The sequence below is a fragment of the Rhodococcus yananensis genome (assembly GCF_020515525.1).
Classification (GTDB): domain Bacteria; phylum Actinomycetota; class Actinomycetes; order Mycobacteriales; family Mycobacteriaceae; genus Rhodococcus; species Rhodococcus yananensis.
Window position 1 is genome coordinate 1 of the sequence record NZ_JAIYEP010000023.1, and the last position, 25,918, is coordinate 25,918.

Sequence of the window (25,918 nt, forward strand, 5' to 3'; positions counted from 1 at the left end):
TCGAACATCGCCCGCGCCTGCCGACGCCTGGCAGCAGACCCGTATCAGGCCGTCGGCCTGATCCTGGAAGGATGAAATAGCAGGTCACCGCCCTGACGGTCAACAACTACGGGACCCTGCTCGCGGTGCACCGCCACTTCGTAGCTCGTTCCGGGACCTTTGGTGAAGACGACGCGCATACCCGAACGGTAGACACGAGCGGTGGGTGCCCGCATCCGACTTTCCGTCGCGTGCCGAACCGAGCGGGCGTGTGCCGAGCCGACCGGGGCCGGTTCGGCACGCGGACGCCGCACCGTCCGTGCACGATCATCGGTCATCCGATGCCGCCGCCACGCGGATCCAGCGGGTGAGGACCGTGCCGTCGTCGTCGGCGACGATGTGCGCAGGTCGCATCCCGGTGACGACCGCGGTGGGTGCGGTGGCGATGCGGCCGGCGTCCCCGGCCGCCAGCACCGGCGCCCACGTCAGACACAGCTCGTCGACGACACCGTCCACGATCAACCGGCCGAACAACGACGGGCCACCCTCGCACAACACCCGTGTCCAGCCGGCGTCCGCGACGGCCGCTGTGAGCGTTGCACCGTCGATGTCGCGGTCGGCGATCACCCGCACGTCGGCGCCGGCATCACGCAACGCGGTCAGGGCGCTCTCGGGCGCGCGGCGGCTGGTGAACACCACCGTCGGCACCGTGGTGTCGGTGAACAGGCGCAGCCCGGGATCCAGGTTGCCGGACGAGGTGACGACCGCGATCGGCGGCACCGGCGACAACCCCGCCGCGACACGCCGCTGCCGTGTCACCTCACTCGTGCGGGCGCCGCCGTAGCCTTCGGCGCGCGCGGTGCCCGCACCGACGAGCACGACGTCGGCGAGCTCACGGAGCAGGCCGAACACCCTTCTGTCGGAAGGAGAACCGAGCGCGCCGGATCGCCCCTCGACGGACACGGCCCCGTCGAGCGACGACACGAAGTTGATGCGGATCCACGGTCGGGTCAGGTCGTCGGGGTAGGAGTACAGGGTGCGCAGGCCCGCGTCGTCGAGAACGTGGGTGGCGGTCGCAGGGTCGTCGAGTCGGCGCATGTCGTCGATCAGATCACGTGAGAGGCGCCACGTCACGCACCGCGGTCGGGAGCGGGGTGGGCCCGTGCCCCGTCCGGAGCCGCGCGAATGTGCCACTCGCTCGATCCAGTCGATCGAACGATACATTCGCGCGCAACGGAATCGGCGACTCGCCGAATCTCGGTGGTCAGCCCTGTAGCTGCTGCCGCAGGGCTTCGAGCACCGCGGGATCCTCGATGGTCGACGGCACCGAGTACTCCTCGTGATCGGCGATCTGCCGCATCGTCTTACGCAGGATCTTGCCGGAGCGGGTCTTCGGGAGTGCCTCGACGACGGTCACGTCGCGGAATGTCGCGACCGCGCCGATCTGGTCGCGGACCATCGTGACGAGTTCGGCACGCAACTTCTCGTGCTCGATGTCGACACCCGCCTTGAGTACGACGTACCCCGACGGGCGCTGGCCCTTGAGGTCGTCGCGGATTCCGACGACGGCGCATTCGGCGACCGCCGGGTGCGCCGCCACGACCGCTTCCATGCTCCCGGTCGAAAGCCGGTGTCCGGCAACGTTGATGACGTCGTCGGAGCGACCCAGGACGAAGACGTAGCCGTCGTCGTCGATGAATCCGGAGTCGCCGGTGAGGTAGTGGCCGGGGAAGGTATCGAGGTACGAGCGGCGGTAGCGCTCGTCGTCGCGCCACAGTCCGGTGAGGGTGCCCGGTGGCAGCGGCAGCCGCACCACGATGTTGCCCTCGGTGTTCGCGTCGACCGGTGTGCCCTCGCCGTCGACGATCTCCACCCGGTAACCGGGCACCGGCACGGTCGGGGAACCGGCCTTGATCGGCATGGGGTCGAGACCGCGCAGGTTCGCGACGATCGCCCAGCCCGTCTCGGTCTGCCACCAGTGGTCGACGACGGGGCGACCGAGGACCCGCGTGGCCCACTCGTAGGTGTCGGGGTCGAGGCGCTCACCGGCGGCGAACAGCGTCTGCATCGTCGAGATGTCGTACTCGGCGAGTTCTGCCGCGTCGGGGTCGGCCTTGCGTACGGCACGGATCGCGGTGGGTGCCGTGAACAGGGCCTTCACGCCGTACTCCGAGATGATTCGCCAGAACGCACCCGCGTCGGGGGTGCCGACGGGCTTGCCCTCGTACATCACCGTCGTCGCACCCCGCAGCAGGGGCCCGTACACGATGTACGAGTGCCCGACGACCCACCCCACATCGGAGGCGGTCCACCACACGTCACCGGGGGAGATGTCGTAGATGTTGCGCATCGACCACAGCAGCGCCACCGCATGACCACCGTTGTCGCGGACCACACCCTTCGGTTTCCCGGTGGTGCCGGAGGTGTACAGGATGTACAGCGGATCGGTGGCCGCGACCGGCACAGGGTCGGCGGGCGACGAGGCGGCGGTCAGTTCGTCCCAGTCGAACCACGCCGCGGACGAGGCCTTGTGGTCGGCGGCGGAACCGGGGACCTCCTCGCGGTTCTTCACGACGACGGTGTGCGGCGGGGTCTTCGACAGTTGCAGCGCCTGCTCGACCATCGGCAGGTATTCGATGGTGCGGCCGGGTTCCAACCCACCCGACGCCGTCACCAGCAGCACGGGCTGTGCGTCGTCGATGCGGGTGGCGAGTTCCTTCGCGGCGAACCCGCCGAACACGACCGAATGCACGGCACCGATGCGGGCGCACGCGAGCATCGCGACGGCGGCCTCCGGGATCATCGGCATGTAGATCACCACGCGGTCGCCGGCGACGACACCCTGATCGCGCAGCGCACCCGCGAAGGTGGCGACCTCGTCGAGGAGCTGCGCGTAGGTGTACGTGCGCTTGGCCGGGACCATCGCCGAATCCCAGATCAGGGCGGCGCGGTCGCCGTGGCCTGCGGCGACGTGCCGATCGAGGGCGTTGACGCTGGTGTTGAGGGTGGCGTCGGGAAACCAGCGGTAGGACGGCGCCTGCGAGTCGTCGAGGGCGCGAGTGGGTGCCGTCACCCACTCCACGTCCCGGGCGGCGGCGAGCCAGAACGTCTCCGGATCTTCCACGCTCTGCCGGAACGCGTTCTCGTACGAGCTCATCGGTTCGTGTCCTTCCTCGACAACGATGTGATCGCGACCACTGTATTCGACGCTCCGGGACGCGAGTGGGTGCCGACGGGAACCGTGCGCCCGACGGTGTCGAACGGTCGACGAGCGGAGGCGACGCTCGTAGGGTGAGCGCATGACTCTGCTCGCCGAGGATCTGCTGTTGCTGGCGCTCGACGACGACTCCGGCAAGGCCGTCGTCGACGGTGTGACGCTGCCGCGTGCGCTCGCCGGTGCCGTACTCCTCGAGTTGACTCTCGACGGTGTCGTGGTCCTCGACGGCGAGGGTGAGCGCCGACGCAGGGGGCGCGTCGTGGTCCGCGACGCGGTTCCGGCCGATCCGTTGCTCGCCGACGCGGTGGCGCAGCTGGGATCCCGGAAGCCGATGAAACCGGACGCAGCCATCGAGAAGCTGAGCGGGAAGATCCGCGAGCGTGTGCTCGAACGGGTCGTCGACAACGGATGGGTGCGTGAGGAACGTGGCAGGATCCTGGGGTTGTTCCCCACCCGGCGGTGGCCCGCGACCGACGACAGTCATGAGCGGCAGGTTCGCGCCGAGTTGCATTCCGTGCTCGTCGACGGTCTGACGCCGACGCCGCGCACCGCCGCGCTGATCTCCCTGCTGTCGGCGGCGAAGATGGTGCCGAAGACGCTTCCGGAAGCCGACCGGAAGCGGGTCGCCCAGCGTGCCGTGGAGATCGCGGACGGGAACTGGGCGGGTGCGGCCGTGCGCAGGGCGGTCGACTCGGTGAACGCCGCCATTCTGGTGGCGGTCGCGGTGCCGGCCGTGGTCGCGAGCAACTGACGTCCTCGGTTACCGGGGTGTGCCGAGTCGCCGGTAGCGTTCGAGGCGGCGGGCGCGCCGGGCGTCATCGGATTCTGTTGCCAGGGAACCGAGTTCGCAGGCGACGGCCGCGCCGACGCGCTTGAGGAATGCGACCGGCTCGTCGGCGGCATCCGGGTGTTCGGGCACGACTCCGTCGACGACACCGTCACGCAACAGATCTCGCGACCGGATGCCCTGGTCGGTGGCCATCCGGGGTGCGTGGACGGTGTCGCGGTGCACGATCGCGCTCGCCCCCTCCGGCGGCAGCGGGGCCAGCCAGCCGTGCTGCGCACACAGCACGCGGTCGGCGGGCAGCAAGGCCAGGGCGCCGCCGCCGGTGCCCTGCCCGAGCAGCACCGACACCGTGGGTGTCCGCAGGGTGACCAGATCCGCGAGGCACCGCGCGATCTCGGGCGCCAGACCACGTTCCTCGGCGTCCCGCGACAGGGCGGCACCCGACGTGTCGATGACGAGCACCAGAGGCAGACGCAACTCCTCCGCCAGGCGCATCGCGCGCCGTGCTTCCCGCAGCGCACCCGGACCCATCGGCGCCGCCGCGGTCTGGCCGCTGCGGTCCTGACCGAACAGGACGCAGGACACCCCGCGGAACCGGGCCAGCGAGAGCAGCACCGTCGCATCCGATTCGCCCTCTCCGGTGCCCGAGAGCGGTACCTGCGCGGACGCGGCGTGTCGCAGGAGTTGACGGATGCCGGGGCGGTCGGCGCGGCGGCTGAGCATCACCGACTGCCACGCCGGAACGTCCGGGACGGCGTCGACATTCGCGACGGCGGGTTCGGCGGCGGTGTCAGGACGGTTCTCCTCCACCAGGACCCGCAGCAGTCGGTGCACCACCTGTCGCAGCCCGTCCAGCGGGATGACACCGTCGATCACACCGCGTCGGTACAGGTTCTCCGCGGTCTGCACGCCCTCGGGGAAGTCCTCGTGGTACAGCGCCCGGTAGACGCGGGGGCCGAGGAACCCGACGAGGGCACCCGGCTGCGCTGCGGTGACGTGACCGAGAGACCCCCACGACGCGAACACCCCGCCTGTCGTCGGATCGCGCAAGTACACCAGGTAGCCGAGGTGAGCGGCCTTGTGGGCCGCGACCGCCGCAGCGATCTTCACCATCTGCACGAACGCAACGGTTCCCTCCTGCATACGGGTACCACCCGACGTGGGGGAGGCGAGCAGCGGAAGCCCTTCCGCGGTGGCGCGTTCGACCGCGGTGACGATGCGTTCGGCCGCCGCGACCCCGATCGACCCTGCAAGAAAAGCGAACTCGCAGGCGATCAGCGCGACGCGACGGCCGTGCACGGTACCCACGCCCGTGATCACCGACTCGTCGACCCCGGACCGCTCGGCTGCTCGGGCGAGGGCGTCGCGGTATTCGTCGTCCGCATCCACCCGAACCGGCGCGGTGTCCCACGACGTGAAACTGCCCGGGTCGAGTACCCGGTCGATGAATTCCTGCGCCGAGATCCTGTTGCCGGCCACGCCGCCTCCCTCGTCGATACGTCCGGGACAGACTGTACGAGACGGGAGGTGGCGGTGGCACACGATCGTGCGCAGCTCCCGCGGACCGAACTGTTTCCCGCGACGGCAGTTGCAGACGCGGGAAACAGTTGGGGCCGCAGGAACGGTTTCACCGTCGGGGTGTGGCCGAGCGCGATTTCCGATGGAAACTTGCGCACGGCCCCGTTCGACGGGACGGTCAGCGTCCCAGCGCTTCCTTCCACGTCACCGTGCGGCCGATCCTCAGGACCGAACGCTGGTAGATCTTCGCGGCCACCACGCCGAGCAGTGCGGTCGTGACGATCATCAGCACGACGGTACCCACGATCTGGAGTGGCGTCGCGACACCGGCGGCGATGCGCAGCGGCATGAGAACCGCGGAGAACGGGGGAATCCAGCTCAGGACGGTACTCCACGTGGCTTCCGGATCGTCGATCGACGCGAACGCCGCGAAGAACATCGCGAGGATGACGAACATCAACGGTCCGGACGTCGAGTTGACGTCCTCCTGTCGTGACACCATCGACCCGGCCGCGGCGTAGAGGACCGCGAAGAACGCGAAGCCGAGGACGAACCAACCGAGCGTGCTCGCGAACACTCCGAGCGCTGTTCCGGTGATGGTGAGGGTATCGGTGGCGAGCGCCGCACCGACACTCACCGCGCCGTACGCGGTGAGCTGCAGAAGACCGACCGCGCCGATGCCGAGGATCTTGCCCCACAGCAACTGCAGCGGCCGCAACGTCGACAGCAGCAACTCGACGACCCGCGACGATTTCTCCTCGACGACACCCATCGCGACGTACATGCCGAACATCAGGATCTGCATGTACAGCACGACCACGGCGACGATCGACAAGATGATGCGTTGTCCCTGTTCGGGGTCCGGAGGATCGATGGCCTCCACCGTCACGGTGGCCCGGGCCGTCGCCGCGGCGATGTCGGCCGGATCCACGCCGCGCTCGGTCAGTGCCGTCGCCTGCGCCTGCTGGGCGACCGCGGCGTCGAGGAGCGCCGACAGATCACTGTCGATGTCGGATTCGGTGAGCGCGGTGACGCTTCCGTCGTCGCCGGGAACCAGCGCGACATCGATCTCGCCGTCGGTGACCTGCGCGCGACCGGCGTCGGCGTCGGGCAGCTCGGAGAGGTCGAGCGGCATGCCGGTCGCCTCGCCGATGGTGCCGAGTGTCGCGCTGAGGCCCGACGTTCCGACGACGCCGACCCGGGGGCGGTCGTCGTCCCCGCCGCCGAGGAACGCCATCGCCACGATGCCGACGACGATCGCAACCAGGATCAGGCTGTTGCTGATGAGGAAGCTCTTCTTCCGGACCTGTGTCAGGAACTCCCGGCGGGCCACGAGGCCGATCGCACGGGTCGCGGTCAACGGGGCGCTCACGCGGCGACCACCTCTCGGAACAGATCGGTCAGGGACGGCTGATGCAGTGAGAATTCGTGGACGGGACCGGTTTCGAGCGCGGTCTCGAGGATCTTCTGATCGTCCACACCGGCGGTGACGGACAGGACGGTGCGGCCGTCGGTCCGGTCGACGGTCGTGACGCCGGGAAGTCCGTTCGCCCATCCGTGCGGGGCGTTCGGGGCGTGAACGACGAGGCGGGCGTCGCCGCCGGACCGCAGTTCGTCGACGGTGCCGACCGCTCTCATCCTGCCCTTCACGATGATGCCGACCCGGTGGCACAGGCGCTCGACGAGGTCGAGTTGGTGGCTCGAGAAGATCACCGGCACACCGCTGTTCGCCTTGTCGATCAATACCTCGCTCATGACGTCCACTGCGACGGGGTCCAGGCCCGAGAACGGTTCGTCGAGGACGAGCACCTTCGGGTCGTGGACGAGTGCGGCGGCGAGCTGGACTCGTTGCTGGTTGCCGAGCGAGAGTGAATCGACGGTGTCGCCGATGCGTTCGGCGATGCCGAGGCGTTCCGTCCAGCGGCGTACCGCATCCGACGCTTCTGATCTCGAAAGTCCATGCAGTTGAGCGAGATACGAAAGCTGCTCTCCGACCTTCATCTTCGGGTACAGGCCTCTCTCCTCGGGCATGTATCCGATGGTTCGGCGCACGTCCAGGTCGACGAGGCGGTCGTCGAGACGGACCTCCCCCGAATCGGCGGCGAGAACGCCGAGGGTGATGCGCATCGTGGTGGTCTTGCCGGCGCCGTTGCTTCCGACGAAACCGAAGAGTTCACCGGGGCGGACCTCGAAGCTCACTCCGTCGAGTGCGACGGTGCTCCCGTATCTCTTGGAGATGTTGTCGATGGTCAGGGTCATGTCAGTCCTCCGGGTCGTCGTCGGGCTGGTTCCAGGCGAGTAGGACGGCGGGCAGGCACCCGCTGAACAGTATCGAGGCGAGTGCGAATCCGCCCGCCGAGTAGGCGAGTTGCCGATGATCGACCGAGTCGAGGACGGAGCCGAAGATGAGAGCGAATATCGGTAGGAGAAGGAGCGATTGAGCCACCGACAGGCCGATGGAGCGGGCGCTGTTGCGTTCGGCGATCTCACGTTCGTCGAGTGCCAGTCGCGGCGCATCCGATTGCCGACCGGACACGATCTGCAGGCCTGTCCACACCGGAAGGAACAGGAGGGTGAGGGGGATCCAGGCGATCGCGACGGTCATCGTGAAGTACGACGCCACGGAGACGCTGAACGTTCCGATGAGCAGCGCGACGACGGCGCAGGCGAGGATCCGGCGTCGTTTCCGATTGCGCCAGCCCGGTAGCCATCCGGCGGTGAGCTCCTCGTTCCGCAGGAATCTGCGGGCGCGATGGTCCTCGTAGCGTTCGAGCAAAGTCCCGGTGGGCATGTCAGGCCTCCTTGCGGGGCTTGTAGAGCTCCGTCGACAACGGACCGAACTCGGTGCGAGAAAAGACGGCTTCGACGGGAAGCGAGAACACGTCGCAGATGCGGAATGCGAGATCGAGGCTGGGGTAGTGGTCGCCGCGTTCGAGCGCCCCGACGGTCTGGGGATTCACTTCGATGAGTTCGGCGAGTTGCGCGCGGCTCATGCCGCGTTCCACCCGCAGCACGCGGATGCGGTTGTGGATGGGGAGGGTCGCCCCACGTCTCACCGGACTCATGCGATGAAGTGTTGTAAAAACCCAACGTTTTGTCAACTGACGACAACCTCGTGGTGAGCGAGTGGTACACCGGATCGATTCAATCGAGCGAGCGATACATTCGCTCGGACGGCGGGGACGGCGGGCCGCAGCCGCAGCCGCAGCCGCAGCCGCAGCCGCAGACGCAGACGCAGCTGAGGTCGCGGGGTGGGGTCAGTCCTCGTTGAAGGTGCGGATGCGGTCGAGTTCGCGACGGTCCTTCTTCGTCGGTCGACCCGCACCGCGGTCGCGGCGGGGCATGGACGCGAGGATCTCCTTCGGCGGTGGGGGTGGACTGTGGTCGATGTACGCGGTCGCGGCGATCGGTGCACCGACCCGCTTGTTGACAAGTTGCGTGACCTCGACGATCTTCTCGAGACCGTGGGCGCGCACCCGCACCTCGGCGCCGATCGTCACGGGGGTGGACGGTTTCGCGGTGACGCCGTCGACCCGCACGTGCCCGGCGCGGCATGCCGAAGCCGCCGCCGACCGGGTCTTGAACAACCGCACCGACCACGTCCAGCTGTCCACCCGCACACTTCCGCTCATGGCTACAGCAACTCCTCGCTCAGTCGTCCGTCGTCGAGCATCCACCGGCGGGTGCACCTGGTGGTGTCGAGCATCCGCCGGTCGTGCGTGACCAGCAGCAGCGTGCCGTCGAAGGTGTCCACGGCCTCCTCCAGTTGCTCGATCGCCGGAAGATCCAGATGGTTGGTGGGTTCGTCGAGCACCAGCAGGTTCACGCCGCGGGCCTGCAGCAACGCGAGCCCCGCCCGGGTGCGTTCCCCCGGCGACAACGACGACGCGGGCCGCAACACGTGGTGGCCCTTGAGTGCGAACTTCGCAAGAAGCGTGCGGACGTCGGCGTCGGGCCACTCGGGGACGTTACGGCCGAACGCCTCGACGAGCGGTTCGTCGCCGTCGAACGCGCCCCGGGCCTGGTCGATCTCCCCGACCAGCACCCCCGACCCGAGCGAGGCGCGCCCCGAGTCGGGAGCGAGGGTGCCGAGCAGCAGACGCAGGAGTGTCGTCTTGCCCGCGCCGTTGGGTCCGGTGACGACGATGCGATCACCCCACTCCACCTGTGTCGTCACCGGCCCGAACGTGAACGACCCGCGGCGCACCGTCGCGTCGTCGAGGGTTGCGACGACGGTGCCGCTGCGCGGCGCCGACGCGATCGACATGCGCAGTTCCCATTCCTTGCGGGGTTCGGCGACCACCTCGAGCCGTTCGATGCGGCGCTGCGTCTGCCGGGCCTTCGCGGCCTGCTTCTCGGTGGCCTCGGCCCGGACCTTGCGGCCGGCCTTGTCGTTGTCCTTGCTCTTGCGGCGGGCGTTGCGGACTCCGTGTTCGAGCCAGTTGCGTTGCATCCGCGCTCGATCCTCGAGTTGTGCCTTGGTGTCGGCGTATTCCTCGTACTGTTCGCGGGCGTGCCGCCGCGCGACGGCGCGTTCGACGAGGTACGCCTCGTAGCCGCCGTCGTACACGGAGATCTGTTGCTGCACCGGATCGAGTTCGACGATGCCGGTGACCGTGCGGGCGAGGAACTCCCGGTCGTGACTGACGACGACGAGCGCGGTGCGGGTGTCGGCGACGAACCGTTCGAGACGTTCGAGTCCGGCGAGATCGAGGTCGTTGGTGGGTTCGTCGAGCAGGAGCACGTCGTAGCGCGACAGCAGCAGCGCCGCGAGACCGGCGCGTGCGGCCTGCCCACCGGACAGGTCGGTCATCGGTGCGTCGAGTCCCACGTCGAGTCCGAGATCGGCGACGACCTTCTCGGCGCGGTCGGCGAGGTCGGCGCCGCCCAGCGCGAGCCACCGTTCGAGGGCGGGGGTGTAGTCGTCGACGTCGGAGCTGCCCAACTGCCCGGCGGCGGTATTCATGATGGTCTCCGCGTCGGCGACGCCGGTGCGTCGACCGAGGAATCCGAGGATGGTCTCGCCGGCGATCCGGTCGGGTTCCTGCGCGAGATATCCGATCGTGGCGTCGGGCGGGCTGAGCGTGACGGTGCCGGTGACGTCTGCGTCGCCGACACCGGCGAGGGTGGTGAGCAGCGTCGACTTGCCCGCGCCGTTCGCACCGACCAGACCGATGACGTCGCCGGGGGCGACGGTCAGATCGAGGCCGTCGAACAGGGTGCGTTCGGCCCGGGACGCGGACAGGCCGCTGATACGAAGTGTTGCGCTCACCCCTCGATTATCCCCGAGCGGAGGATTCCGCCGGTTCTCCCGTGTCGGCTCCGTCGTCGTCGATGCGTTCGAGCGGAACGTCGAGGGGGTGTTCCATCTCGTCGCGCGTCATCCGCGCCGCGACGATCACGACCAGTGCCACCACGATCGGGACGCACCCGACGAGGACGAACACCGGGGTGAGACCGACGGTCGCGGCGAGAGGTCCGGCGAGGGCCATCGACACCGGCATGAACACGAGCGAGACGAAGAAGTCGAGGCTCGACACCCGGCCCAGCAGGTGCGGCGGTACCCGGCGTTGCAGCAGGGTGCCCCAGATCACGGTCGGTGCCTCGAACAGCACGCCGACGACGAACACGGCCGCGGCGATCATCACGATCGACTCCGCGAATCCGACGACGACGAGCGGGACCGATCCGATACCCCACATCAGCATCATCACCGTCAGGTAGCGCCGGGGGAGTCGCGTCGATGCCATCGCCAGAGCACCCACCGCGCCGCCCGCCCCGAACGCGGCCAGCACGAGTGCGTGGGCACCGGGGCCGCCACCGGGGATGTCCTTGATGACGAACGGGATCAGAACCTCGATCGGCCCCATCAACACCAGCACGATGATCGAGCCGAACAGGAGCGTGCCGAGCAGCCACGGTGTGCGGATCATGTACCGGAAGCCGTCGAGGAGATCGGTGGTGGCCGCGCGGAGCGGATGTCCGCCCGTGTCGGTCAGGTCGCGCCGCACCGGCGTCGGCTGCATCAGCAGCAGGCACAGCGCTCCCGCGACCTCGAACACGGCGACGGCGACCAGGGCCGCACCGGGCGAGATCGACGCCACCGCCGCGCCGGCCAGCGCGGGGCCCGCGGCCTGCATGCACACCGGTCGGAGAACGCCTTCGATTCCGTTGGCGGCCAGTAGATCCTGCGGTGGAACGATCGACGGAAGCAGTGCCGAGTAGGCGGGGTAGTGGAATCCCTCGCTGAGTCCGACGACGAATCCGGCGACCGCGAGATGCCAGAACGTCACTCGGCCGGTGAGCGCGAGAACCGCGACGACGGTGATGATCGCTGCCCGGACGGTGAACGCGGCCAGCAGGATCCGACGTTGCGGCACCCGATCGGCGAGGACGCCGCCGGCGAGACCGGTGAGGACCATGCCGACGGCCGGGCCCGTCGCGACGAGGGACAGCTGTGCGGGGCCGCCGCCGATCTCGATGACCTGCCAGACGAGCGCGACCAACCACATTCCTGCCGCGAGCATGCCCAGCGACAACGCCAGCACCAGCACACGGTACTGCAGCCACCGGAAGGGGCGCGCGGGTCCGCGCGCCCATCGCGTGGTGGTCTCGTGCACGGCGGTCGTCCCCTTCGGTCGGCTGATGTGGACCGATTCTCCGTCGGCGAGTGCGTTCCCATCAACGCATTTTCCGGTGGGCGCTCGGATCGACGTCAGCGCACCGGGCCCGAGTCGAGGACGAGGTCGGCGGTGTGCAGTGACCCGGACTCGTCCCGCCAGTCGATGCGGACGCGGTCGCCGGGAGCGCGGCGCGACAGGTGATCCTCGAGGTCGGCGGTGGAGGTGACGGGCGATCCGTCGAACGCGACGACGACGTCGCCGGATTCGAGCCCGGCGCGGTACGCGGGGGTTCCGTACGACACCCACAGGATCTCGGCGCCGCGACTCGTTCCGCCGCCGCGCGCGGTGGTCACGTTGATGCCGAGCAGCGGGGTGGGGCCGACGTGGACGCTGTCGGTGCTCACGCCGCTGCGCACCTGGTCGACGACGGCGAGCGCGTCGGCGATCGGCACCGCATACGCCTCGGGGGTGGTCTCGGAGGCGGATTGCGCCGCGCCCGGCCCCTCCGCATCGTCCGGGCCGACGGCACCGGCGGTGTTGATCCCGACGACCGCACCGTACGCGTCCACCAGCGGCCCGCCGGAATCGCCGGGGCGGATCGCGGCGTCGGTCTGCAGCATCCCGGTGAGCCGATGTCGGGAACCGTCACCGGAATCGCGGACGACGACGTCGCGTCCGTGTGCCACAACGGTTCCGGGGGCAGCGACGACGACGCCACCGCCGTCGGCGTTCCCGAACGCGGTGACCGGGGCGCCGATCGCGGGTGGTGCGTCGGCGAGCGTGGCGACGGGCAGGTCGTGGGCGGCGCCGAGGCCGAGGACGGCGATGTCGCGGTCGCGGTCGTAACCGAGCACGTCGACGTCGTAGATCAGTCCGGTGGCGGGGCTGACGGCGCGGATGTCGAGGGCGCCGCTGACCACGTGATGGTTGGTGAGCACCGAACCGTCCGCGGTGAGCACCACTCCGGTGCCGGCGACCCCTGTCCAGCCGTGACCGGCGTCGATCAGGACGATCACCGATTCGATGCGGGCGGCGACCTCGTCGGCCGTCGGTGGGGGCGGCGGGGGAGCGGCGGGGGCCGCGGCGGGTGCCGGTGGCGGGAGAGCGGGATCGTCGTTCGTGGCGGGGGCGCTGACGATCAGGCTGGCCGTCGTCGCGACGGCGACCAGCAGGACGGCTGCGCCGCGCCCGGTCACGGCGACGCGACCCCGGAGGTCAGATGATCGAGGAGTTCACGGGCGGCGGCGCGGCCGGCACGGTTCGCGCCGATCGTGGAGGCGGACGGTCCGTAGCCGACGAGATGGATGCGGGGGTCGGCGGCGACCCGGGTGGCGAGGCGTCCGGTCATGGTGATGCCTCCGCCCGGGTTGCGCAGCCCGAGCGGCGCGAGGTGATCGAGTGAGCTGCGGAATCCGGTGCACCACAGGATGACGTCGACGTCGAGTGCCGTGCCGTCGGCCCACCGGACGCCGGTCTCGGTGATCTCGTCGAACATCGGGAGTCGGTCGAGTGCACCACGTTCGCGGGCGGCGCGGACCGCGGGGGTGACGGGGAGTCCGGTGACGGACACGACGGATCCCGGCGGAAGCCCGCGACGAACGCGGTCCTCGACGGCCGCGACGGCGGCGCGTCCGATCTCGGGGCTGAATTCTTCGTCGCTCCAGGTGGGTTCGCGCCGGGTGACCCAGGTGGTGGCGGTGATGCGGGAGATCTCGTCGAGCAGCTGCACGGCGGAGATGCCGCCGCCGACGACGAGGACGTGTTGCCCGACGAATTCGTCGGCGGTCCGGTAGTTCCGGGTGTGCAGTTGACGGCCGAGGAAGCGCGCGACGCCGGGATACCAGGGCACGAACGGGCGTTCCCACGTCCCGGTGGCGTTGATGATCCCGCGGGCGCGGTAGGTGCCGGAGTCGGTCTCGACCCGGAGGTGGTCGCCGCGATCGCAGACGACGGTGACGCGGACGGGTCGGCGCACGGACAGGCCGAAGCGGGATTCGTAGTCGGCGTAGTACGCGGGGACGGCGGTGGACGCGGGGACGGATCCGGCGCCGGTGTCGACGACGTCGGAGAACGCGGATCCGGGGAGATCGTGAACGGCGTTGACGGTGCTCAGGGTCAGCGACGGCCAGCGGTGTTGCCATGCGCCCCCGGGGCCGAACGAACTGTCGAGGACGACGAATCCGGCTCCGGGTGCGAGGCCGAGGCGACGGAGGTGGTAGGCGGACGACAGTCCGGCCTGGCCGGCTCCGATCACCACGACGTCGACGTCGGCGACGATGTCGTCGACGGTCGGGGCGGGCGGTTCGACGGTCATGGGGTCTCCGCGTTCGGGGTGTCCTCGGGTTCCATCATGCCGTGACGGGAGGGGTCGACGCGGGGGAACGGGAGCGTGCGGGTGGCCGAGCGCACCGCGCAGCCGTAAATGTGATATCACTTTAATATCGTAATGATGACAAGGAGGAGCGTCATGGAACACCCCGAATCGTTCACCGTCGAACGTCCGGGTCACTCGACCGGTGGGTGGGCGGTCGCCGTCGCCGCGCTCGTCGCCGAGCTCGCCGCGATCGGTCTCATCGTGTGGGGCGCGATCGAGGTGATCGTTCCGCTGATCGTCGTGGGTGCAGTGCTCTCCGTGGTCGCCGGCATCGCGCTGGTCGGGCTCGTCCTCGTCGAGCCGAACGAGGCGCGGGTGCTCCAGCTGCTCGGCGGTTCCTACGCGGGTACGCTCCGCGAACCCGGCCTGCGGTGGATGAATCCGCTCAACTCCCGGCTCAAGGTCTCCACCCGCATCCGCAACCACGAGACGGGTCGCGCCAAGGTCAACGACGCCGACGGCAACCCCATCGAGATCTCCGCGATCATCGTGTGGCAGGTGGAGGACACCGCCCGCGCCGTGTTCGACGTCGACGACTTCGAGGAGTTCGTCGAGGTCCAGACGGAGGCGGCCGTCCGCCACATCGCCGGCAGCTATCCGTACGACGGTGACCGGGCGGTGATGTCGCTGCGTCAGAACGCCGACGAGATCACCACGAAACTGTCGGAGGAAGTGCGTGATCGGGTGCAATCCGCGGGTGTTCGCGTCATCGAGACCCGCATCAACCAACTCGCGTACGCACCGGAGATCGCGCAGGCGATGCTCCGCCGGCAGCAGGCCGGTGCGGTGATCGCGGCCCGCGAACAGATCGTGCACGGGGCCGTCTCGATGGTGGGCAACGCGCTCGAACGTCTCGAAGCCGAGCACACCGTCGAACTCGACGAGGAACGCAAGGCAGCGATGGTCTCCAACCTGCTCGTGGTGCTGTGCGGAGACCAGGGTGCCCAGCCGGTGGTCAACACGGGCACGCTCTACCAGTAACGGGAACCCGTCATGGCCGAACGCAAGAAGGTTCTGCTGCGGCTCGACCCGGCCGTCCACGACGCGCTCGCGCGGTGGGCGGCCGACGAGTTGCGCAGCACCAACGCCCAGATCGAGTTCGTGCTGCGCCACGCGCTGACCGAGGCGGGACGCATGCCCCGCGACGCCGGGCGGATCCGGCGGCCCGGCAGACCGAGATCGGGCGACCCCGACTAGCGAACCGCCGGTGCCCGCCGAGCGTGCCGCCGCACCACCGGCCGCGGCGCGGTCGTCGCGAAATCCGCTCGTGGACTGCGGGGTCAGCCGTTAGCGTGGTGGAGGTGATCGCACCGTGCTGACCCGCCTGATCGTCGCGTACCTGCCGCGCTACCGCGTGAACGTCGTCGCGGTGGTGCTGCTGCAGTTCGTGGCGACCGCCGCGATGCTGTACCTGCCGACGCTCAACGCCGACATCATCGACAACGGGGTCGCCCGCGGCGACACCGACTACATCCTGCGCGTCGGTGGCGTGATGTTTGCGGTGGCCCTCGTGCAGGTGCTGTGCATGGTGTGCGGACAGTACTTCGGGGCGCGCGGCGCACTCGGTGTCGGCCGCGACATCCGACACGACCTGCTGCACCGGGTGAACACGTTCTCCGCGCGGGAGGTCGGCAGGTTCGGGGCACCTTCGCTGATCACCCGCACCACCAACGACGTCCAGCAGGTTCAGCTGCTGCTGGTGATGAGTTCGTTCATCCTCGTGACCGCGCCGATCATGTGCATCGGCGGCATCGCCATGGGCATCCACGTCGCGTCCGGTCTCGCATGGATCCTGGTGGTGTCCGTGCCGGTGCTCGGCGTCGTGATGGCAGCGATCATCCGCGTGATGATCCCCGGATTCCGGGTGATGCAGGCCCGACTCGACAGCGTGAACCGGATCCTGCGGGAACAGATCACCGGCATCCGGGTGGTGCGCGCATTCGTGCGGGAACGCCACGAGACCGCCCGCTTCGCCGTCGCCAACGACGAACTCGCCGACGCGAGCCTGCGGGTGGGTCGCATGATGGCCCTGATGTTCCCGGTGGTCATGCTCATCACCAACGTCACGATCGTCGGGATCATCTGGATCGGCGGACACCGGATCTCCGACGGCAGCGTGGAGATCGGCGCGCTCACCGCGATGATCTCCTACGTCATGCAGATCATGATGTCGGTGATGATGGCCTCCTTCCTCGCGATGATGGCCCCGCGCGCATCCGTGTGCGCCGAACGCATCGGTGACGTCCTCGCCACCGAGACCTCGGTGCTCCGACCCGAGAACCCCGTCGGGTTCGCCGACGATCCCGCGACCGTCGACTTCCGCGGAGCCGAGTTCCGGTATCCCGGTGCCGACAGTCCCGTCGTGCACGACCTCACGTTCCGTGTCGCGCCGGGCACCACCACCGCGATCGTCGGATCCACCGGATCCGGCAAGACCACCCTGATCGGGCTGGTGCCGCGCCTGATCGACGTCACCGCCGGCGCCGTGCTCGTCGGCGGCACCGACGTCCGCCACCTCGACCCCGACACGTTGCGTTCGGCGATCGGGCTGGTGCCGCAACGGGCCTACCTGTTCTCGGGCACCGTCGCCTCCAACATCCGCTACGGCAGGCCCGATGCCGGCGACGACGAGATCTGGGCGGCGCTGCGCGTCGCGCAGGCCGAGGAGTTCGTCCGCGCGATGCCGCTGGGCCTGGACACTCCGATCGCGCAGGGCGGCACCACCGTCTCCGGCGGCCAGCGGCAGCGGCTCGCGATCGCCCGCGCACTCGTCCGCAGACCCGCCGTCTACCTGTTCGACGACGCCTTCTCGGCGCTCGATCTCGCCACCGACGCGCGACTGCGCTCGGCGCTGCGCCCCGCGACCGTCGACGCCGCCGTGCTCATCGTCGCCCAGCGCGTCTCCACGATCATGGACGCCGACCAGATCGTGGTGCTCGACCGGGGCCGGGTGGTCGGACTCGGCCGGCACACCGATCTGCTCGGAACGTGCGAGACGTACACCGAGATCGTCCGCTCCCAGCTCGCCGCGTCGGAATCCGCATGACGGGGCCGGGCGGCAGGCAGCCGATGGGTGCGCCCGGGCAGAAGGCCCGCTCGTTCGGGCCGTCGGTGCGACGCCTGCTGAGGCTGCTCGTGTCCTATCGCGGATTCATGGCGATGATTCTGGTCGCGACCGTCGCGTCCGTGATCCTCACCGCGATCTCCCCGCGGATCCTCGGGCACGCCACCGACCTGATCTTCGACGGTGTCATCGGGAGAACGCTTCCCGCCGGCACCACCAAGGACGAGGCCGTCGCCGACCTCCGCGCACGCGGCCAGGACACGTTCGCCGACATGGTCGCGTCGATGGACGTCACCCCCGGGGTCGGCATCGATTTCGCCGCGGTCGGCAAGGTGTTGTCGATCGTCCTCGCCCTGTACATCGGGTCGGCGTTGCTGTCGTGGATCGGCGCGTACCTGCTCAACATCGTCGTGGTCGGCACCATCCGGCGGTTGCGCTCCGAGGTGGAGGCGAAGGTGCACCGGCTCCCGTTGCGCTACTACGACACCATCCCCCGCGGCGATCTGCTCAGCCGCGTCACCAACGACCTCGACAACCTGTCGCAGAGCCTGCAGCAGACCGTCTCCCAGGCGTTGAACTCGGTGCTCACCGTCCTCGCGATCCTCGTGATGATGCTGTCGATCTCACCGCTGCTCACGCTCATCGCGCTCGTGACGATCCCCGCGGCGCTCGCCGCGACCGTGCTCATCGCGCGCCGCTCGAAACCGCATTTCGCGGCGCAGTGGTCGTCGACCGGGAAACTCAACGCCCAGGTCGAGGAAGCGTTCACCGGACACGAACTCCTGCAGGCGTTCGGGCGCCGGCACGAGGTCGAGGCCGAATTCGACATCCGCAACGACAAGCTCTACGACTCGAGCTGGCGCGCCCAGTTCATCTCCGGACTCGTGCAACCCGCCATCATGTTCCTCGGCAACCTCAATTTCGTCGCGGTCGCCGTCGTCGGCGGGCTTCAGGTCGCGTCCGGTTCGCTCAGCCTCGGCTCCGTGCAGGCGTTCATCCAGTACTCGCGGCAGTTCACCCAGCCTCTCGCTCAGATCGGCTCCATGTTCAACCTGCTGCAGAGTGGGGTGGCCTCCGCCGAACGCATCTTCGACATCCTCGACGCCGACGAACAGACGCCCGACCCCGCCGAACCGCGCACGCCGACGACGAATTGCGGACGCATCGAATTCGACGACGTCTCCTTCCGGTACGTCGACGCCGAGCCGCTCATCGAGAACCTGTCGCTCGTCGCCGAACCCGGGCACATGGTGGCCATCGTCGGGCCCACCGGTGCCGGCAAGACCACCCTCGTCAACCTCATCATGCGGTTCTACGACGTCGACACCGGAACGATCCGCGTCGACGGCGTGGACTCCACCGCCATGACCCGCGACGACCTGCGCGAACGCACCGGCATGGTGTTGCAGGACTCGTGGTTGTTCGGAGGCACCATCTACGAGAACATCGCCTACGGCGACCCCACCGCCACCCGCGACGAGGTGATGGAAGCCGCCGAACTGAGCCACGTCGACCACTTCGTGCGCTCACTGCCCGACGGTTACGACACCCGCATCGACGACGAGGGCGGGGGAGTCAGCGCCGGTGAGCGGCAGCTCATCACGATCGCGCGGGCCTTCCTCGCGAAACCGGTGGTGCTCATCCTCGACGAGGCGACCAGCTCCGTCGACACGCGCACCGAACTGCTCATCCAACAGGCCATGGCGACGCTGCGCACCGACCGGACGAGCTTCGTCATCGCCCACCGGCTCTCGACGATCCGCGACGCCGACGTCATCGTCGTCATGGACGGCGGGCGCATCGTCGAACAGGGCGACCACGACGACCTGCTCGCCGCGCGCGGCGCCTACTACGACCTGTACGTCAGCCAGTTCACCGGGCCGGCGGAGACACCGGACGACCCCGACCCGGTGTCGGTGGTCTCGGAATAGCTTCCCGCGGCCCGAATCGCTTCCCACGGATGTTGTTACCGTCGCGGGAAGCGATTCGGGTCGCGGGAGATCACTTGCGCCACCGTCAGCACGGCGTCCGTGGGCAGTCGCGGGGTGGGCTTCGGGCGGCCCTCGTCGGGTGTCGCACCGATCCGCACCAGCGCCTGCGGGTAGCCGCCGTCCGGGACGAGGCCCGCGACCGTGGACCGGCTGCGTGCCACCTCCGTCACGTGGGTGAGCGGGCACGTCGCGAACCGGTGAACGGTGGCTTCGAGCAGCAGGGCCGACAACGCCTCCCCGGCGGCGAGCCACGACGCGGTGTCGTCGTCGGAGGTCGAGATCAGCACGACCGTGGACCGGTCGGTGGTCGGGGGATGCGCGCCCGCGCCGCCGCGCGTGCCGGCGGGGAAACGTCGTCCGACGTCGACGCGGTCGCGCTGCTCGGCGGTGGCGAGCGCCTCGGCCGGAACCCCGGTGGCGCCGGTGGAATGCCCTGTCCACCAACTCAACTCTTCGTGGTAGGCGGAGTCGTAACGACGCTGGGCTGCGCTCTGCTCGGTGGCCTCGGCCAACACCGACCGGGCCGGGACGTCGAGCGCCGTCACCGTTGCCGGGGACACCGCCGCGGTGGCGGCCACGATCCGTTCCACCACCGGATCATCCACCGGCGCGAACGGGCGCCGGTCGGAGCTGCGTCGCCGGATCGCCGACACCAGATCGAAATCGTGCGAGGCGGGGCGGGCGTCGTGTCCGAACCGGACCGTCGCGAGCCGCTCCGAACGGCCGCCCTCGGGCAGGGTCAGCACGTCCGTCGACCATTTCAGGGCGGTGAATGCGACGCGCAGATGGTGCAGGGCCGCCCCGCAGCTGATGACGAGTTGGCGCCCCGACGGATCCGCCGATCGCACCGCCCGGGACGTGTCGCTGCACAGATCCAGTGCCGTCGTTCCGTACGTCCACCGCCACGGCTGGCTGTTGTGCACCGAGGGTGCGCGGCACGCGAGCGCCACGGCCATCCGCACCACATCGGTATCGGGTACGCGCACGCTCATGATCACTCCCGTGTTCGGTGCGTTGCCGAGGCATCCGGTTCCGCCCACCGGTCATCCCCCCGCCGGCTCCCTCCATTGTTCGCCCTGTGCGGCGTCCGGTCCAGTGCCCGGGCGGGAACGCGGTGGCCGGTCGGGGCGCAACGCGCGCGGCGCACGGATGGGATGATGCGTCAGGTCGGTGACGAAAGGACGGGACAACGCATGATCGGGATCAGCCGCGACGGGGACGTCGTGACCGTGGAACTGCAGCGGGAGGAGCGTCGCAACGCCCTCACCACCCAATTGTGCGTGGAGATCCGGGAAGCTGTGGAACGGGCCGTGGACGAGGACGCGCGGGTCGTCGTGATCACCGGGCGGGGTTCGGCGTTCTGCGCGGGCGCCGACCTGACCGGGGACGTCTACGCGGAAGGGTTCACCGACAGTCTCGCCGAGACACTGCGTACCCTCGTCGACGCACCGATCCCGATCGTCGCCGCGGTCAACGGCCCCGCGATCGGGGCGGGAACCCAACTCGCGTTGGCCTCCGATCTGCGTGTCGTGGCGCCCGGCGCGCGCTTCGCGGTTCCCGCCGTGAAACTGGGGATCTCCGTGGACCGGTGGACGGTGCGTCGGCTCGCGTCGCTGGTCGGTGGTGGCCCCGCCCGCACCGTGATGCTCACGTCCGACGCCATCGAGGCCGACGAGGCCTTCGCGCGGGGACTCGCGAACCGGATCGGCCACCTCGCGGACGCGCAGGCGTGGGCGCAGGAGATCGCGAAGCTGGCGCCGCTGTCGCTGCGCGCCCACAAACTGTTCCTCAACGACGACGGCACCCGCGGCGAGCCGGGACCCGAACAGACCGCGGCCGTCGCCGCGGCGTGGCTCAGCGAGGACGCGCAGGAGGCCCGGCAGGCCCGCACGGAACGCCGCGACCCGGTGTTCCGGGGCCGGTGAGACACGCCGCGGTGACCAGCGGACGGACGAACGGACGATGAGCGGGGAGCCGATGCACGCCGACGATGCGGAATCCGTGAACAGCAGGCCCGGTTTCGGGCGTCTCGTCGGCTCGGTCGCCGCGGGCGCCGGTGTCGCGTGGCTGGCTCGGGCCGCCCGTGGCCTACCCACGTCGATCGGTGCGACCGTCGCGGACATCCGCCCGTACGCCGCGGGATCGCCCCGCTACCGCGACGACCGATTCCACAACACCGAACCGTCCCACCCGCTCGGGCCCGAGCAGAGCGGCGGATTCGTCCGGGATCTGCTCACCCGCCGGGCGCTGGGTACCCCCGCCGGGCGGGTGCCGCTCGCCCCGTACCTCGCGCCGGTCGAGTCCACCGGCCTGGCCGTCACGTGGTTCGGGCATTCGAGTGTGCTCGTCGAGATCGACGGGCACCGGGTGCTCGCCGATCCGGTGTGGGGGGAGCGGGTGTCGCCGTCACGCACCGTCGGGCCGTCACGTCTGCACCCGGCACCGGTGGAGTTGGCGATGCTCCCGCCGATCGACGCCGTCGTGATCTCCCACGACCACTACGACCATCTCGACCGGTTCACCGTCGAGACGCTCGCGGCGACCCAGCCCGACGCGCGGTTCGTCGTGCCCCTCGGTGTCGGCGCCCACCTGCGGCGGTGGCGGATCCCGCACGACCGGATCGTCGAACTCGACTGGGACGAACGCACCGAGATCGGGTCGCTGACCCTCACCTGCACGGAGGCCAGGCACTTCTCCGGCCGAGGCCTGCTCCGCGACATCACCCTGTGGTCGTCGTGGGTGCTGCGCGGACCCACCCACTCGGTGTTCTTCGGTGGCGACAGCGGCTACACCCGCCGCTTCGCGGACGTCGGCGAGAAGTACGGTCCGTTCGATCTGACGTTGCTGCCCGTCGGCGCGTACGACCGGCGTTGGCCGGACATCCACATGAACCCGGAGGAAGCGGTCCGCACCCACCTCGACCTCGGTGGGATCGACCGGCCCGGGTCGCTGCTCGTTCCCGTGCACTGGGGCACCTTCAACCTGGCATTCCACTCCTGGTCCGAACCCGTCGACCGGCTGCTGCCGGCCGCGGCGGACGCGGCGGTGGCCACGGCCGTGCCGATGCCGGGGCAGCGGATCGACGTCACGCGGCCCGCGCCGACCGACCTGTGGTGGACGGAACTGCAGTGACCTGCGCGGCGTCGCCGCCGCCGGTGCCCGCGCTGGCATAACCTTTGTCACCATGGCATTCGAAGAGCCCACCGCGGTCGCCGCCGCGGCCGACGTGTGCACCGACGACCCGGTGTACGCGCAGCGCGGGTTGTCCACCGAACAGGTCGCCGAGCGGGTCGCGCGCGGCGACACCAACGACGTCCCGGCCCGCGCGTCCCGGTCGGTGAAGGACATCGTCCGCGGCAACGTCTTCACGCGGATCAACGCGATCCTCGGCGTGCTCCTGATCATCGTGCTCGCCACCGGATCGATCATCGACGGCATGTTCGGCCTGCTGATCATCGCGAACAGCGGCATCGGCATCATCCAGGAGATCCGCGCCAAACGGACCCTCGACAAGCTCGCGATCGTCGGGCAGGCCAAACCCGTGGTGCGGCGGGACGGTGCCGCCGGGGAACTCGCCCCGCGGGACGTGGTGCTCGACGACGTCATCGAACTCGGCCCCGGCGACCAGCTCGTCGTGGACGGTGTGGTCCTCGAGGCCGAAGGGCTCGAACTCGACGAGTCGCTGCTCACCGGGGAGGCCGATGCCATCGACAAGCCGCCGGGCGCGGCCGTCATGTCGGGTAGTTTCGTCGCCTCGGGGTCCGGCGCGTATCGGGCGACGAAGGTGGGCCGCGACGCCTACGCGGCGCGGCTCGCGGAGGAGGCCAGCAAGTTCACGTTGGTGCACTCGGAGCTGATGTCGGGGATCAACAAGATCCTCCAGCTCATCACCTACCTGATGATCCCCGCCGGGCTGCTCATCATCTACAACCAGTTGTTCTCCAGCGGAGAGGCGCTCGGGCCGGCGCTGAGCGGCATGGTCGCGGCGCTCGTGCCGATGGTGCCCGAAGGTCTGGTGTTGATGACGTCGATCGCGTTCGCGGTCGGTGTCATCCGGCTCGGCCGCCGTCAGTGCCTGGTGCAGGAACTGCCCGCGATCGAGGGGCTGGCCCGGGTCGACGTGGTGTGCGCCGACAAGACGGGCACGCTCACCGAGAACGGGATGCGGCTGCACGAGCTGGTTCCCGTCGACGACACCGATCAGGAGGTCGCGAAGCAGGCGTTGGCGTCGCTCGCCGCCGACGATCCGCGACCCAACGCGAGCGTCCTCGCGATCGCCGAGGCGTTCGGTGACGACCCGGGGTGGGGTGAGGCGACGGCCGTCGCCCCGTTCTCGTCGGCGAAGAAGTGGAGCGGCCAGTCGTACGGGCAGCACGGCAACTGGCTGCTCGGCGCACCCGACGTCCTCCTCGATCCGCAGTCGGCGACGGCGCGCCGCGCCGAGGAGATCGGCGGGCAGGGTCTGCGGGTGTTGCTGTTGGCCCGCAGCGACGTCCCCGTCGACGACGAGCGGGCGCCCGGCACCGTCACACCGGTGTCGCTGGTGGTGCTCGAACAACGGATCCGCCCCGACGCGCGCGACACCCTCGAATACTTCGCCGACCAGAAGGTCGAGGTGAAGGTGATCTCCGGCGACAACGCCGTGTCGGTCGGCGCGGTCGCGTCGTCGTTGGGTCTGCCGGGCGGCGAGACACCCGTCGATGCCCGCACCCTGCCCGAGGACCCGGACGCGCTCGCCGACACCGTCACGTCCGCGACGACCTTCGGCAGGGTCCGGCCCGACCAGAAACGTGCCATGGTCGGTGCGTTGCAGTCGCGCGGGCACACCGTGGCGATGACCGGCGACGGTGTGAACGACGTGCTGGCGCTCAAGGACGCCGACATCGGGGTGGCGATGGGGTCGGGGAGCCCGGCGACCCGATCCGTCGCGCAGATCGTGCTCCTCGACAACAGGTTCGCGACCTTGCCTTACGTGGTGGGGGAGGGGCGCCGCGTCATCGGCAACATCGAGCGTGTCTCGAACCTGTTCCTGACGAAGACCGTGTACTCGGTGCTCCTGGCGTTCCTCGTCGGGGTGTCCGGCGTTCTGTCGCAGACGTTCGATTTCGAACCGCTGCCGTATCCGTTCCTGCCGCGGCACGTGACGATCGCGGCGTGGTTCACCATCGGTATCCCCGCGTTCCTGTTGTCGCTGGCACCGAACAACGAGCGCGCCCGCAGCGGATTCGTGCCGCGGGTGATGCGCCTGGCGATCCCGTCGGGCGTGATCATCGGCATCACCACGTTCGTCTGCTACGTGCTGGTGTATGCGGGACCGGACCAGACCGACGCGGAGAAGATGCAGGCCGGCACGTCCGCGCTGATCACCTTGATCATGATCGCGTTGTGGGTGCTGGCGGTGGTCGCCCGCCCGTACGTGTGGTGGAAGCTGGTGTTGCTCGCCGGATCCGTGCTCGGCTACGTGATCCTGTTCGCGTTCCCCTTCACGCGCGAGTTCTTCGCGCTGGACATGTCCAACGAGGGCGCAACGATCACCGCGTTCACGTGCGGTGCGATCGGTGTGGTGCTGGTGGAGATCGCGTGGTGGGTCACGGGGCGCCTGCACGGTGAGCACCGCAGGCTGTTCGCGTCGAGTGACGACCTGCCCGGAGAGCACCCACCTGTGGCAGGGTGAGAAGCCCGGGTGGTTCGGAGACCGATACCGGTGGTTTCCGACCGGGCACACGAAAGGACCACGTCATGGGATTGCTGGACAGCGTCAAGGGTCTGGTCGGCAAGGGCAAGGAATTCGCGGCACAGAACCCCGACAAGGTCAACGATGCGATCGAGAAGGCCGGCGACGTCGCGGACGAGAAGACCGGCGGCAAGTACGCCCAGCACGTCGACAAGGCACAGGACGCGGCGCGCAAGGCACTCGGCTCGGAAGGATGAACCCGGCAGGCACGGGTTCGGGGGAATGATCTCGCGCGCAGAGAACCGGAGTCCGTACACGGTCGAGATCCTCTACGACCGCGACTGCGGCTTCTGCGTGCGGTGCGTGCACCTGCTGCGCCGGCTCGACCGGCGCGGCCGGGTGCGTGCCACCGCGTTGCAGGAACCCGGCGCACCCGCACGATTCGGGCTCCGCGTCGACGAAGCGCTCGAACAGGCCTGGGCCGTCGATTCCGACGGCCGCACACACGCCGGTGCCGGCGCGATCGACGCGGCACTGGCCGGTGCACTCGGCACCCGGCTTCCGCTGCACGTGTACCGGATCCCGGGAATCCACGCGTTGCAGGACGCCGCGTACCGGTGGGTCGCCGCGAACCGGTACCGGCTCCCCGGTGGTGGCGGTAGCTGCGCCGTCGAGTGAACCCGCCGAGATC

The 25,918-nt window shown here is 69.4% G+C and carries 23 protein-coding genes; 10 read left to right on the top strand and 13 right to left on the bottom strand.

The genetic code is table 11. The annotated features are described in order from the left end of the window. Positions 1 to 306 precede the first annotated feature (306 nt). The gene (locus tag LDQ05_RS07845) at positions 307 to 1,077 is read right to left on the bottom strand and encodes a pyrimidine reductase family protein (protein WP_226436339.1); all 771 of its coding nucleotides are present in this window, start codon (positions 1,075 to 1,077) and stop codon (positions 307 to 309) included. A 166-nt stretch (positions 1,078 to 1,243) separates the two neighbouring features. Further along, positions 1,244 to 3,280 (bottom strand): propionyl-CoA synthetase, encoded by a 2,037-nt coding sequence (locus LDQ05_RS07850; protein ID WP_264184608.1) that lies wholly within the window; start codon positions 3,278 to 3,280, stop codon positions 1,244 to 1,246. On the opposite strand from LDQ05_RS07850, the gene LDQ05_RS07855 reads away from it, so the two are divergent. Further along, positions 3,279 to 3,947, top strand: a complete 669-nt coding sequence (locus LDQ05_RS07855; protein ID WP_226436341.1) for a GOLPH3/VPS74 family protein — start codon at positions 3,279 to 3,281, stop codon at positions 3,945 to 3,947. The two genes, LDQ05_RS07850 and LDQ05_RS07855, sit on opposite strands and share 2 nt — an antisense overlap. Positions 3,948 to 3,956: 9 nt before the next feature. Here the strand turns inward: LDQ05_RS07855 and LDQ05_RS07860 are convergent, their stop codons facing one another. From LDQ05_RS07860 to LDQ05_RS07905, 10 genes are all read right to left on the bottom strand, one after another. Then, positions 3,957 to 5,462, bottom strand: a complete 1,506-nt coding sequence (locus tag LDQ05_RS07860; RefSeq protein WP_226436342.1) for a carboxyl transferase domain-containing protein — start codon at positions 5,460 to 5,462, stop codon at positions 3,957 to 3,959. A 217-nt stretch (positions 5,463 to 5,679) separates the two neighbouring features. Beyond that, a complete protein-coding gene (locus tag LDQ05_RS07865) occupies positions 5,680 to 6,873 on the bottom strand; it encodes an ABC transporter permease (RefSeq protein ID WP_226436343.1) in 1,194 nt (397 codons plus the stop codon). After that, positions 6,870 to 7,760, bottom strand: a complete 891-nt coding sequence (locus LDQ05_RS07870) for an ABC transporter ATP-binding protein (protein ID WP_226436344.1) — start codon at positions 7,758 to 7,760, stop codon at positions 6,870 to 6,872. Before LDQ05_RS07870 ends, LDQ05_RS07865 begins: the two co-directional genes overlap by 4 nt. A gap of 1 nt (position 7,761) precedes the next feature. After that, a complete protein-coding gene (locus LDQ05_RS07875) occupies positions 7,762 to 8,292 on the bottom strand; it encodes a hypothetical protein (RefSeq protein WP_226436345.1) in 531 nt (176 codons plus the stop codon). A 1-nt stretch (position 8,293) separates the two neighbouring features. Next, positions 8,294 to 8,566 (bottom strand): helix-turn-helix transcriptional regulator, encoded by a 273-nt coding sequence (locus tag LDQ05_RS07880; protein ID WP_226436346.1) that lies wholly within the window; start codon positions 8,564 to 8,566, stop codon positions 8,294 to 8,296. A 192-nt stretch (positions 8,567 to 8,758) separates the two neighbouring features. Then, on the bottom strand, positions 8,759 to 9,133 hold the full coding sequence (locus tag LDQ05_RS07885) for an RNA-binding S4 domain-containing protein (protein WP_226436347.1): 375 nt from the start codon (positions 9,131 to 9,133) through the stop codon (positions 8,759 to 8,761). 2 nt (positions 9,134 to 9,135) lie between these two features. Beyond that, positions 9,136 to 10,773: an ABC-F family ATP-binding cassette domain-containing protein gene (locus tag LDQ05_RS07890; protein WP_226436348.1), complete on the bottom strand. Its 1,638-nt coding sequence runs from the start codon at positions 10,771 to 10,773 to the stop codon at positions 9,136 to 9,138. A 7-nt stretch (positions 10,774 to 10,780) separates the two neighbouring features. Further along, positions 10,781 to 12,121 carry an MFS transporter gene (locus LDQ05_RS07895; RefSeq protein ID WP_226436349.1) on the bottom strand — a complete coding sequence of 447 codons (1,341 nt, stop codon included), beginning with the start codon at positions 12,119 to 12,121 and terminating at the stop codon, positions 10,781 to 10,783. A gap of 95 nt (positions 12,122 to 12,216) precedes the next feature. Then, positions 12,217 to 13,320, bottom strand: a complete 1,104-nt coding sequence (locus tag LDQ05_RS07900; RefSeq protein WP_226436350.1) for a S1C family serine protease — start codon at positions 13,318 to 13,320, stop codon at positions 12,217 to 12,219. Next, entirely contained in the window at positions 13,317 to 14,438 is a 1,122-nt protein-coding gene (locus tag LDQ05_RS07905) for an NAD(P)-binding domain-containing protein (RefSeq protein ID WP_226436351.1), read from the bottom strand. The genes LDQ05_RS07900 and LDQ05_RS07905 overlap by 4 nt, the downstream gene beginning before the upstream one ends. A gap of 153 nt (positions 14,439 to 14,591) precedes the next feature. Between LDQ05_RS07905 and LDQ05_RS07910 the strand changes: the two genes are divergently transcribed. The 4 genes from LDQ05_RS07910 (at position 14,592) to LDQ05_RS07925 (ending at position 19,493) form a co-directional block, all read left to right on the top strand. Further along, on the top strand, positions 14,592 to 15,479 hold the full coding sequence (locus LDQ05_RS07910) for an SPFH domain-containing protein (RefSeq protein ID WP_226436352.1): 888 nt from the start codon (positions 14,592 to 14,594) through the stop codon (positions 15,477 to 15,479). A gap of 12 nt (positions 15,480 to 15,491) precedes the next feature. Further along, positions 15,492 to 15,695 (top strand): type II toxin-antitoxin system antitoxin, encoded by a 204-nt coding sequence (locus tag LDQ05_RS07915; RefSeq protein WP_226436353.1) that lies wholly within the window; start codon positions 15,492 to 15,494, stop codon positions 15,693 to 15,695. Positions 15,696 to 15,810: 115 nt separating this feature from the next. Beyond that, positions 15,811 to 17,544 carry an ABC transporter ATP-binding protein gene (locus LDQ05_RS07920; RefSeq protein ID WP_226436354.1) on the top strand — a complete coding sequence of 578 codons (1,734 nt, stop codon included), beginning with the start codon at positions 15,811 to 15,813 and terminating at the stop codon, positions 17,542 to 17,544. Further along, positions 17,541 to 19,493: an ABC transporter ATP-binding protein gene (locus LDQ05_RS07925; protein ID WP_226436355.1), complete on the top strand. Its 1,953-nt coding sequence runs from the start codon at positions 17,541 to 17,543 to the stop codon at positions 19,491 to 19,493. Before LDQ05_RS07920 ends, LDQ05_RS07925 begins: the two co-directional genes overlap by 4 nt. A gap of 35 nt (positions 19,494 to 19,528) precedes the next feature. Here LDQ05_RS07925 and LDQ05_RS07930 read toward each other — a convergent pair whose 3' ends face one another. Continuing rightward, positions 19,529 to 20,545: an Acg family FMN-binding oxidoreductase gene (locus LDQ05_RS07930; protein WP_226436356.1), complete on the bottom strand. Its 1,017-nt coding sequence runs from the start codon at positions 20,543 to 20,545 to the stop codon at positions 19,529 to 19,531. Between the two features lie 201 nt (positions 20,546 to 20,746). On the opposite strand from LDQ05_RS07930, the gene LDQ05_RS07935 reads away from it, so the two are divergent. The 5 genes from LDQ05_RS07935 to LDQ05_RS07955 all read left to right on the top strand — a co-directional run bounded on the left by LDQ05_RS07935 (position 20,747) and on the right by LDQ05_RS07955 (position 25,905). Beyond that, positions 20,747 to 21,478 carry an enoyl-CoA hydratase gene (locus LDQ05_RS07935; protein ID WP_226436357.1) on the top strand — a complete coding sequence of 244 codons (732 nt, stop codon included), beginning with the start codon at positions 20,747 to 20,749 and terminating at the stop codon, positions 21,476 to 21,478. 52 nt (positions 21,479 to 21,530) lie between these two features. Further along, positions 21,531 to 22,685, top strand: a complete 1,155-nt coding sequence (locus tag LDQ05_RS07940) for an MBL fold metallo-hydrolase (protein WP_226436388.1) — start codon at positions 21,531 to 21,533, stop codon at positions 22,683 to 22,685. A gap of 52 nt (positions 22,686 to 22,737) precedes the next feature. Further along, positions 22,738 to 25,227 carry a cation-translocating P-type ATPase gene (locus LDQ05_RS07945; RefSeq protein ID WP_226436358.1) on the top strand — a complete coding sequence of 830 codons (2,490 nt, stop codon included), beginning with the start codon at positions 22,738 to 22,740 and terminating at the stop codon, positions 25,225 to 25,227. A 65-nt stretch (positions 25,228 to 25,292) separates the two neighbouring features. Then, positions 25,293 to 25,484, top strand: a complete 192-nt coding sequence (locus LDQ05_RS07950) for an antitoxin (RefSeq protein WP_226436359.1) — start codon at positions 25,293 to 25,295, stop codon at positions 25,482 to 25,484. Between the two features lie 25 nt (positions 25,485 to 25,509). Then, complete coding sequence (locus LDQ05_RS07955; RefSeq protein WP_226436360.1) at positions 25,510 to 25,905, top strand: thiol-disulfide oxidoreductase DCC family protein; 396 nt, start codon at positions 25,510 to 25,512, stop codon at positions 25,903 to 25,905. The last annotated feature ends 13 nt before the right edge of the window (positions 25,906 to 25,918 follow it).

Coding starts and splice junctions, on each gene's coding strand:
- LDQ05_RS07935 (WP_226436357.1), top strand. CDS start 20,747: ATGATCGGGATCAGCCGCGACGGGGACGTCGTGACCGTGGAACTGCAG.
- LDQ05_RS07855 (WP_226436341.1), top strand. CDS start 3,279: ATGACTCTGCTCGCCGAGGATCTGCTGTTGCTGGCGCTCGACGACGAC.
- LDQ05_RS07925 (WP_226436355.1), top strand. CDS start 17,541: ATGACGGGGCCGGGCGGCAGGCAGCCGATGGGTGCGCCCGGGCAGAAG.
- LDQ05_RS07880 (WP_226436346.1), bottom strand. CDS start 8,566: ATGAGTCCGGTGAGACGTGGGGCGACCCTCCCCATCCACAACCGCATC.
- LDQ05_RS07870 (WP_226436344.1), bottom strand. CDS start 7,760: ATGACCCTGACCATCGACAACATCTCCAAGAGATACGGGAGCACCGTC.
- LDQ05_RS07930 (WP_226436356.1), bottom strand. CDS start 20,545: ATGAGCGTGCGCGTACCCGATACCGATGTGGTGCGGATGGCCGTGGCG.
- LDQ05_RS07940 (WP_226436388.1), top strand. CDS start 21,531: ATGCACGCCGACGATGCGGAATCCGTGAACAGCAGGCCCGGTTTCGGG.
- LDQ05_RS07850 (WP_264184608.1), bottom strand. CDS start 3,280: ATGCGCTCACCCTACGAGCGTCGCCTCCGCTCGTCGACCGTTCGACAC.
- LDQ05_RS07955 (WP_226436360.1), top strand. CDS start 25,510: ATGATCTCGCGCGCAGAGAACCGGAGTCCGTACACGGTCGAGATCCTC.
- LDQ05_RS07945 (WP_226436358.1), top strand. CDS start 22,738: ATGGCATTCGAAGAGCCCACCGCGGTCGCCGCCGCGGCCGACGTGTGC.
- LDQ05_RS07885 (WP_226436347.1), bottom strand. CDS start 9,133: ATGAGCGGAAGTGTGCGGGTGGACAGCTGGACGTGGTCGGTGCGGTTG.
- LDQ05_RS07875 (WP_226436345.1), bottom strand. CDS start 8,292: ATGCCCACCGGGACTTTGCTCGAACGCTACGAGGACCATCGCGCCCGC.
- LDQ05_RS07950 (WP_226436359.1), top strand. CDS start 25,293: ATGGGATTGCTGGACAGCGTCAAGGGTCTGGTCGGCAAGGGCAAGGAA.
- LDQ05_RS07905 (WP_226436351.1), bottom strand. CDS start 14,438: ATGACCGTCGAACCGCCCGCCCCGACCGTCGACGACATCGTCGCCGAC.
- LDQ05_RS07845 (WP_226436339.1), bottom strand. CDS start 1,077: ATGCGCCGACTCGACGACCCTGCGACCGCCACCCACGTTCTCGACGAC.
- LDQ05_RS07910 (WP_226436352.1), top strand. CDS start 14,592: ATGGAACACCCCGAATCGTTCACCGTCGAACGTCCGGGTCACTCGACC.
- LDQ05_RS07915 (WP_226436353.1), top strand. CDS start 15,492: ATGGCCGAACGCAAGAAGGTTCTGCTGCGGCTCGACCCGGCCGTCCAC.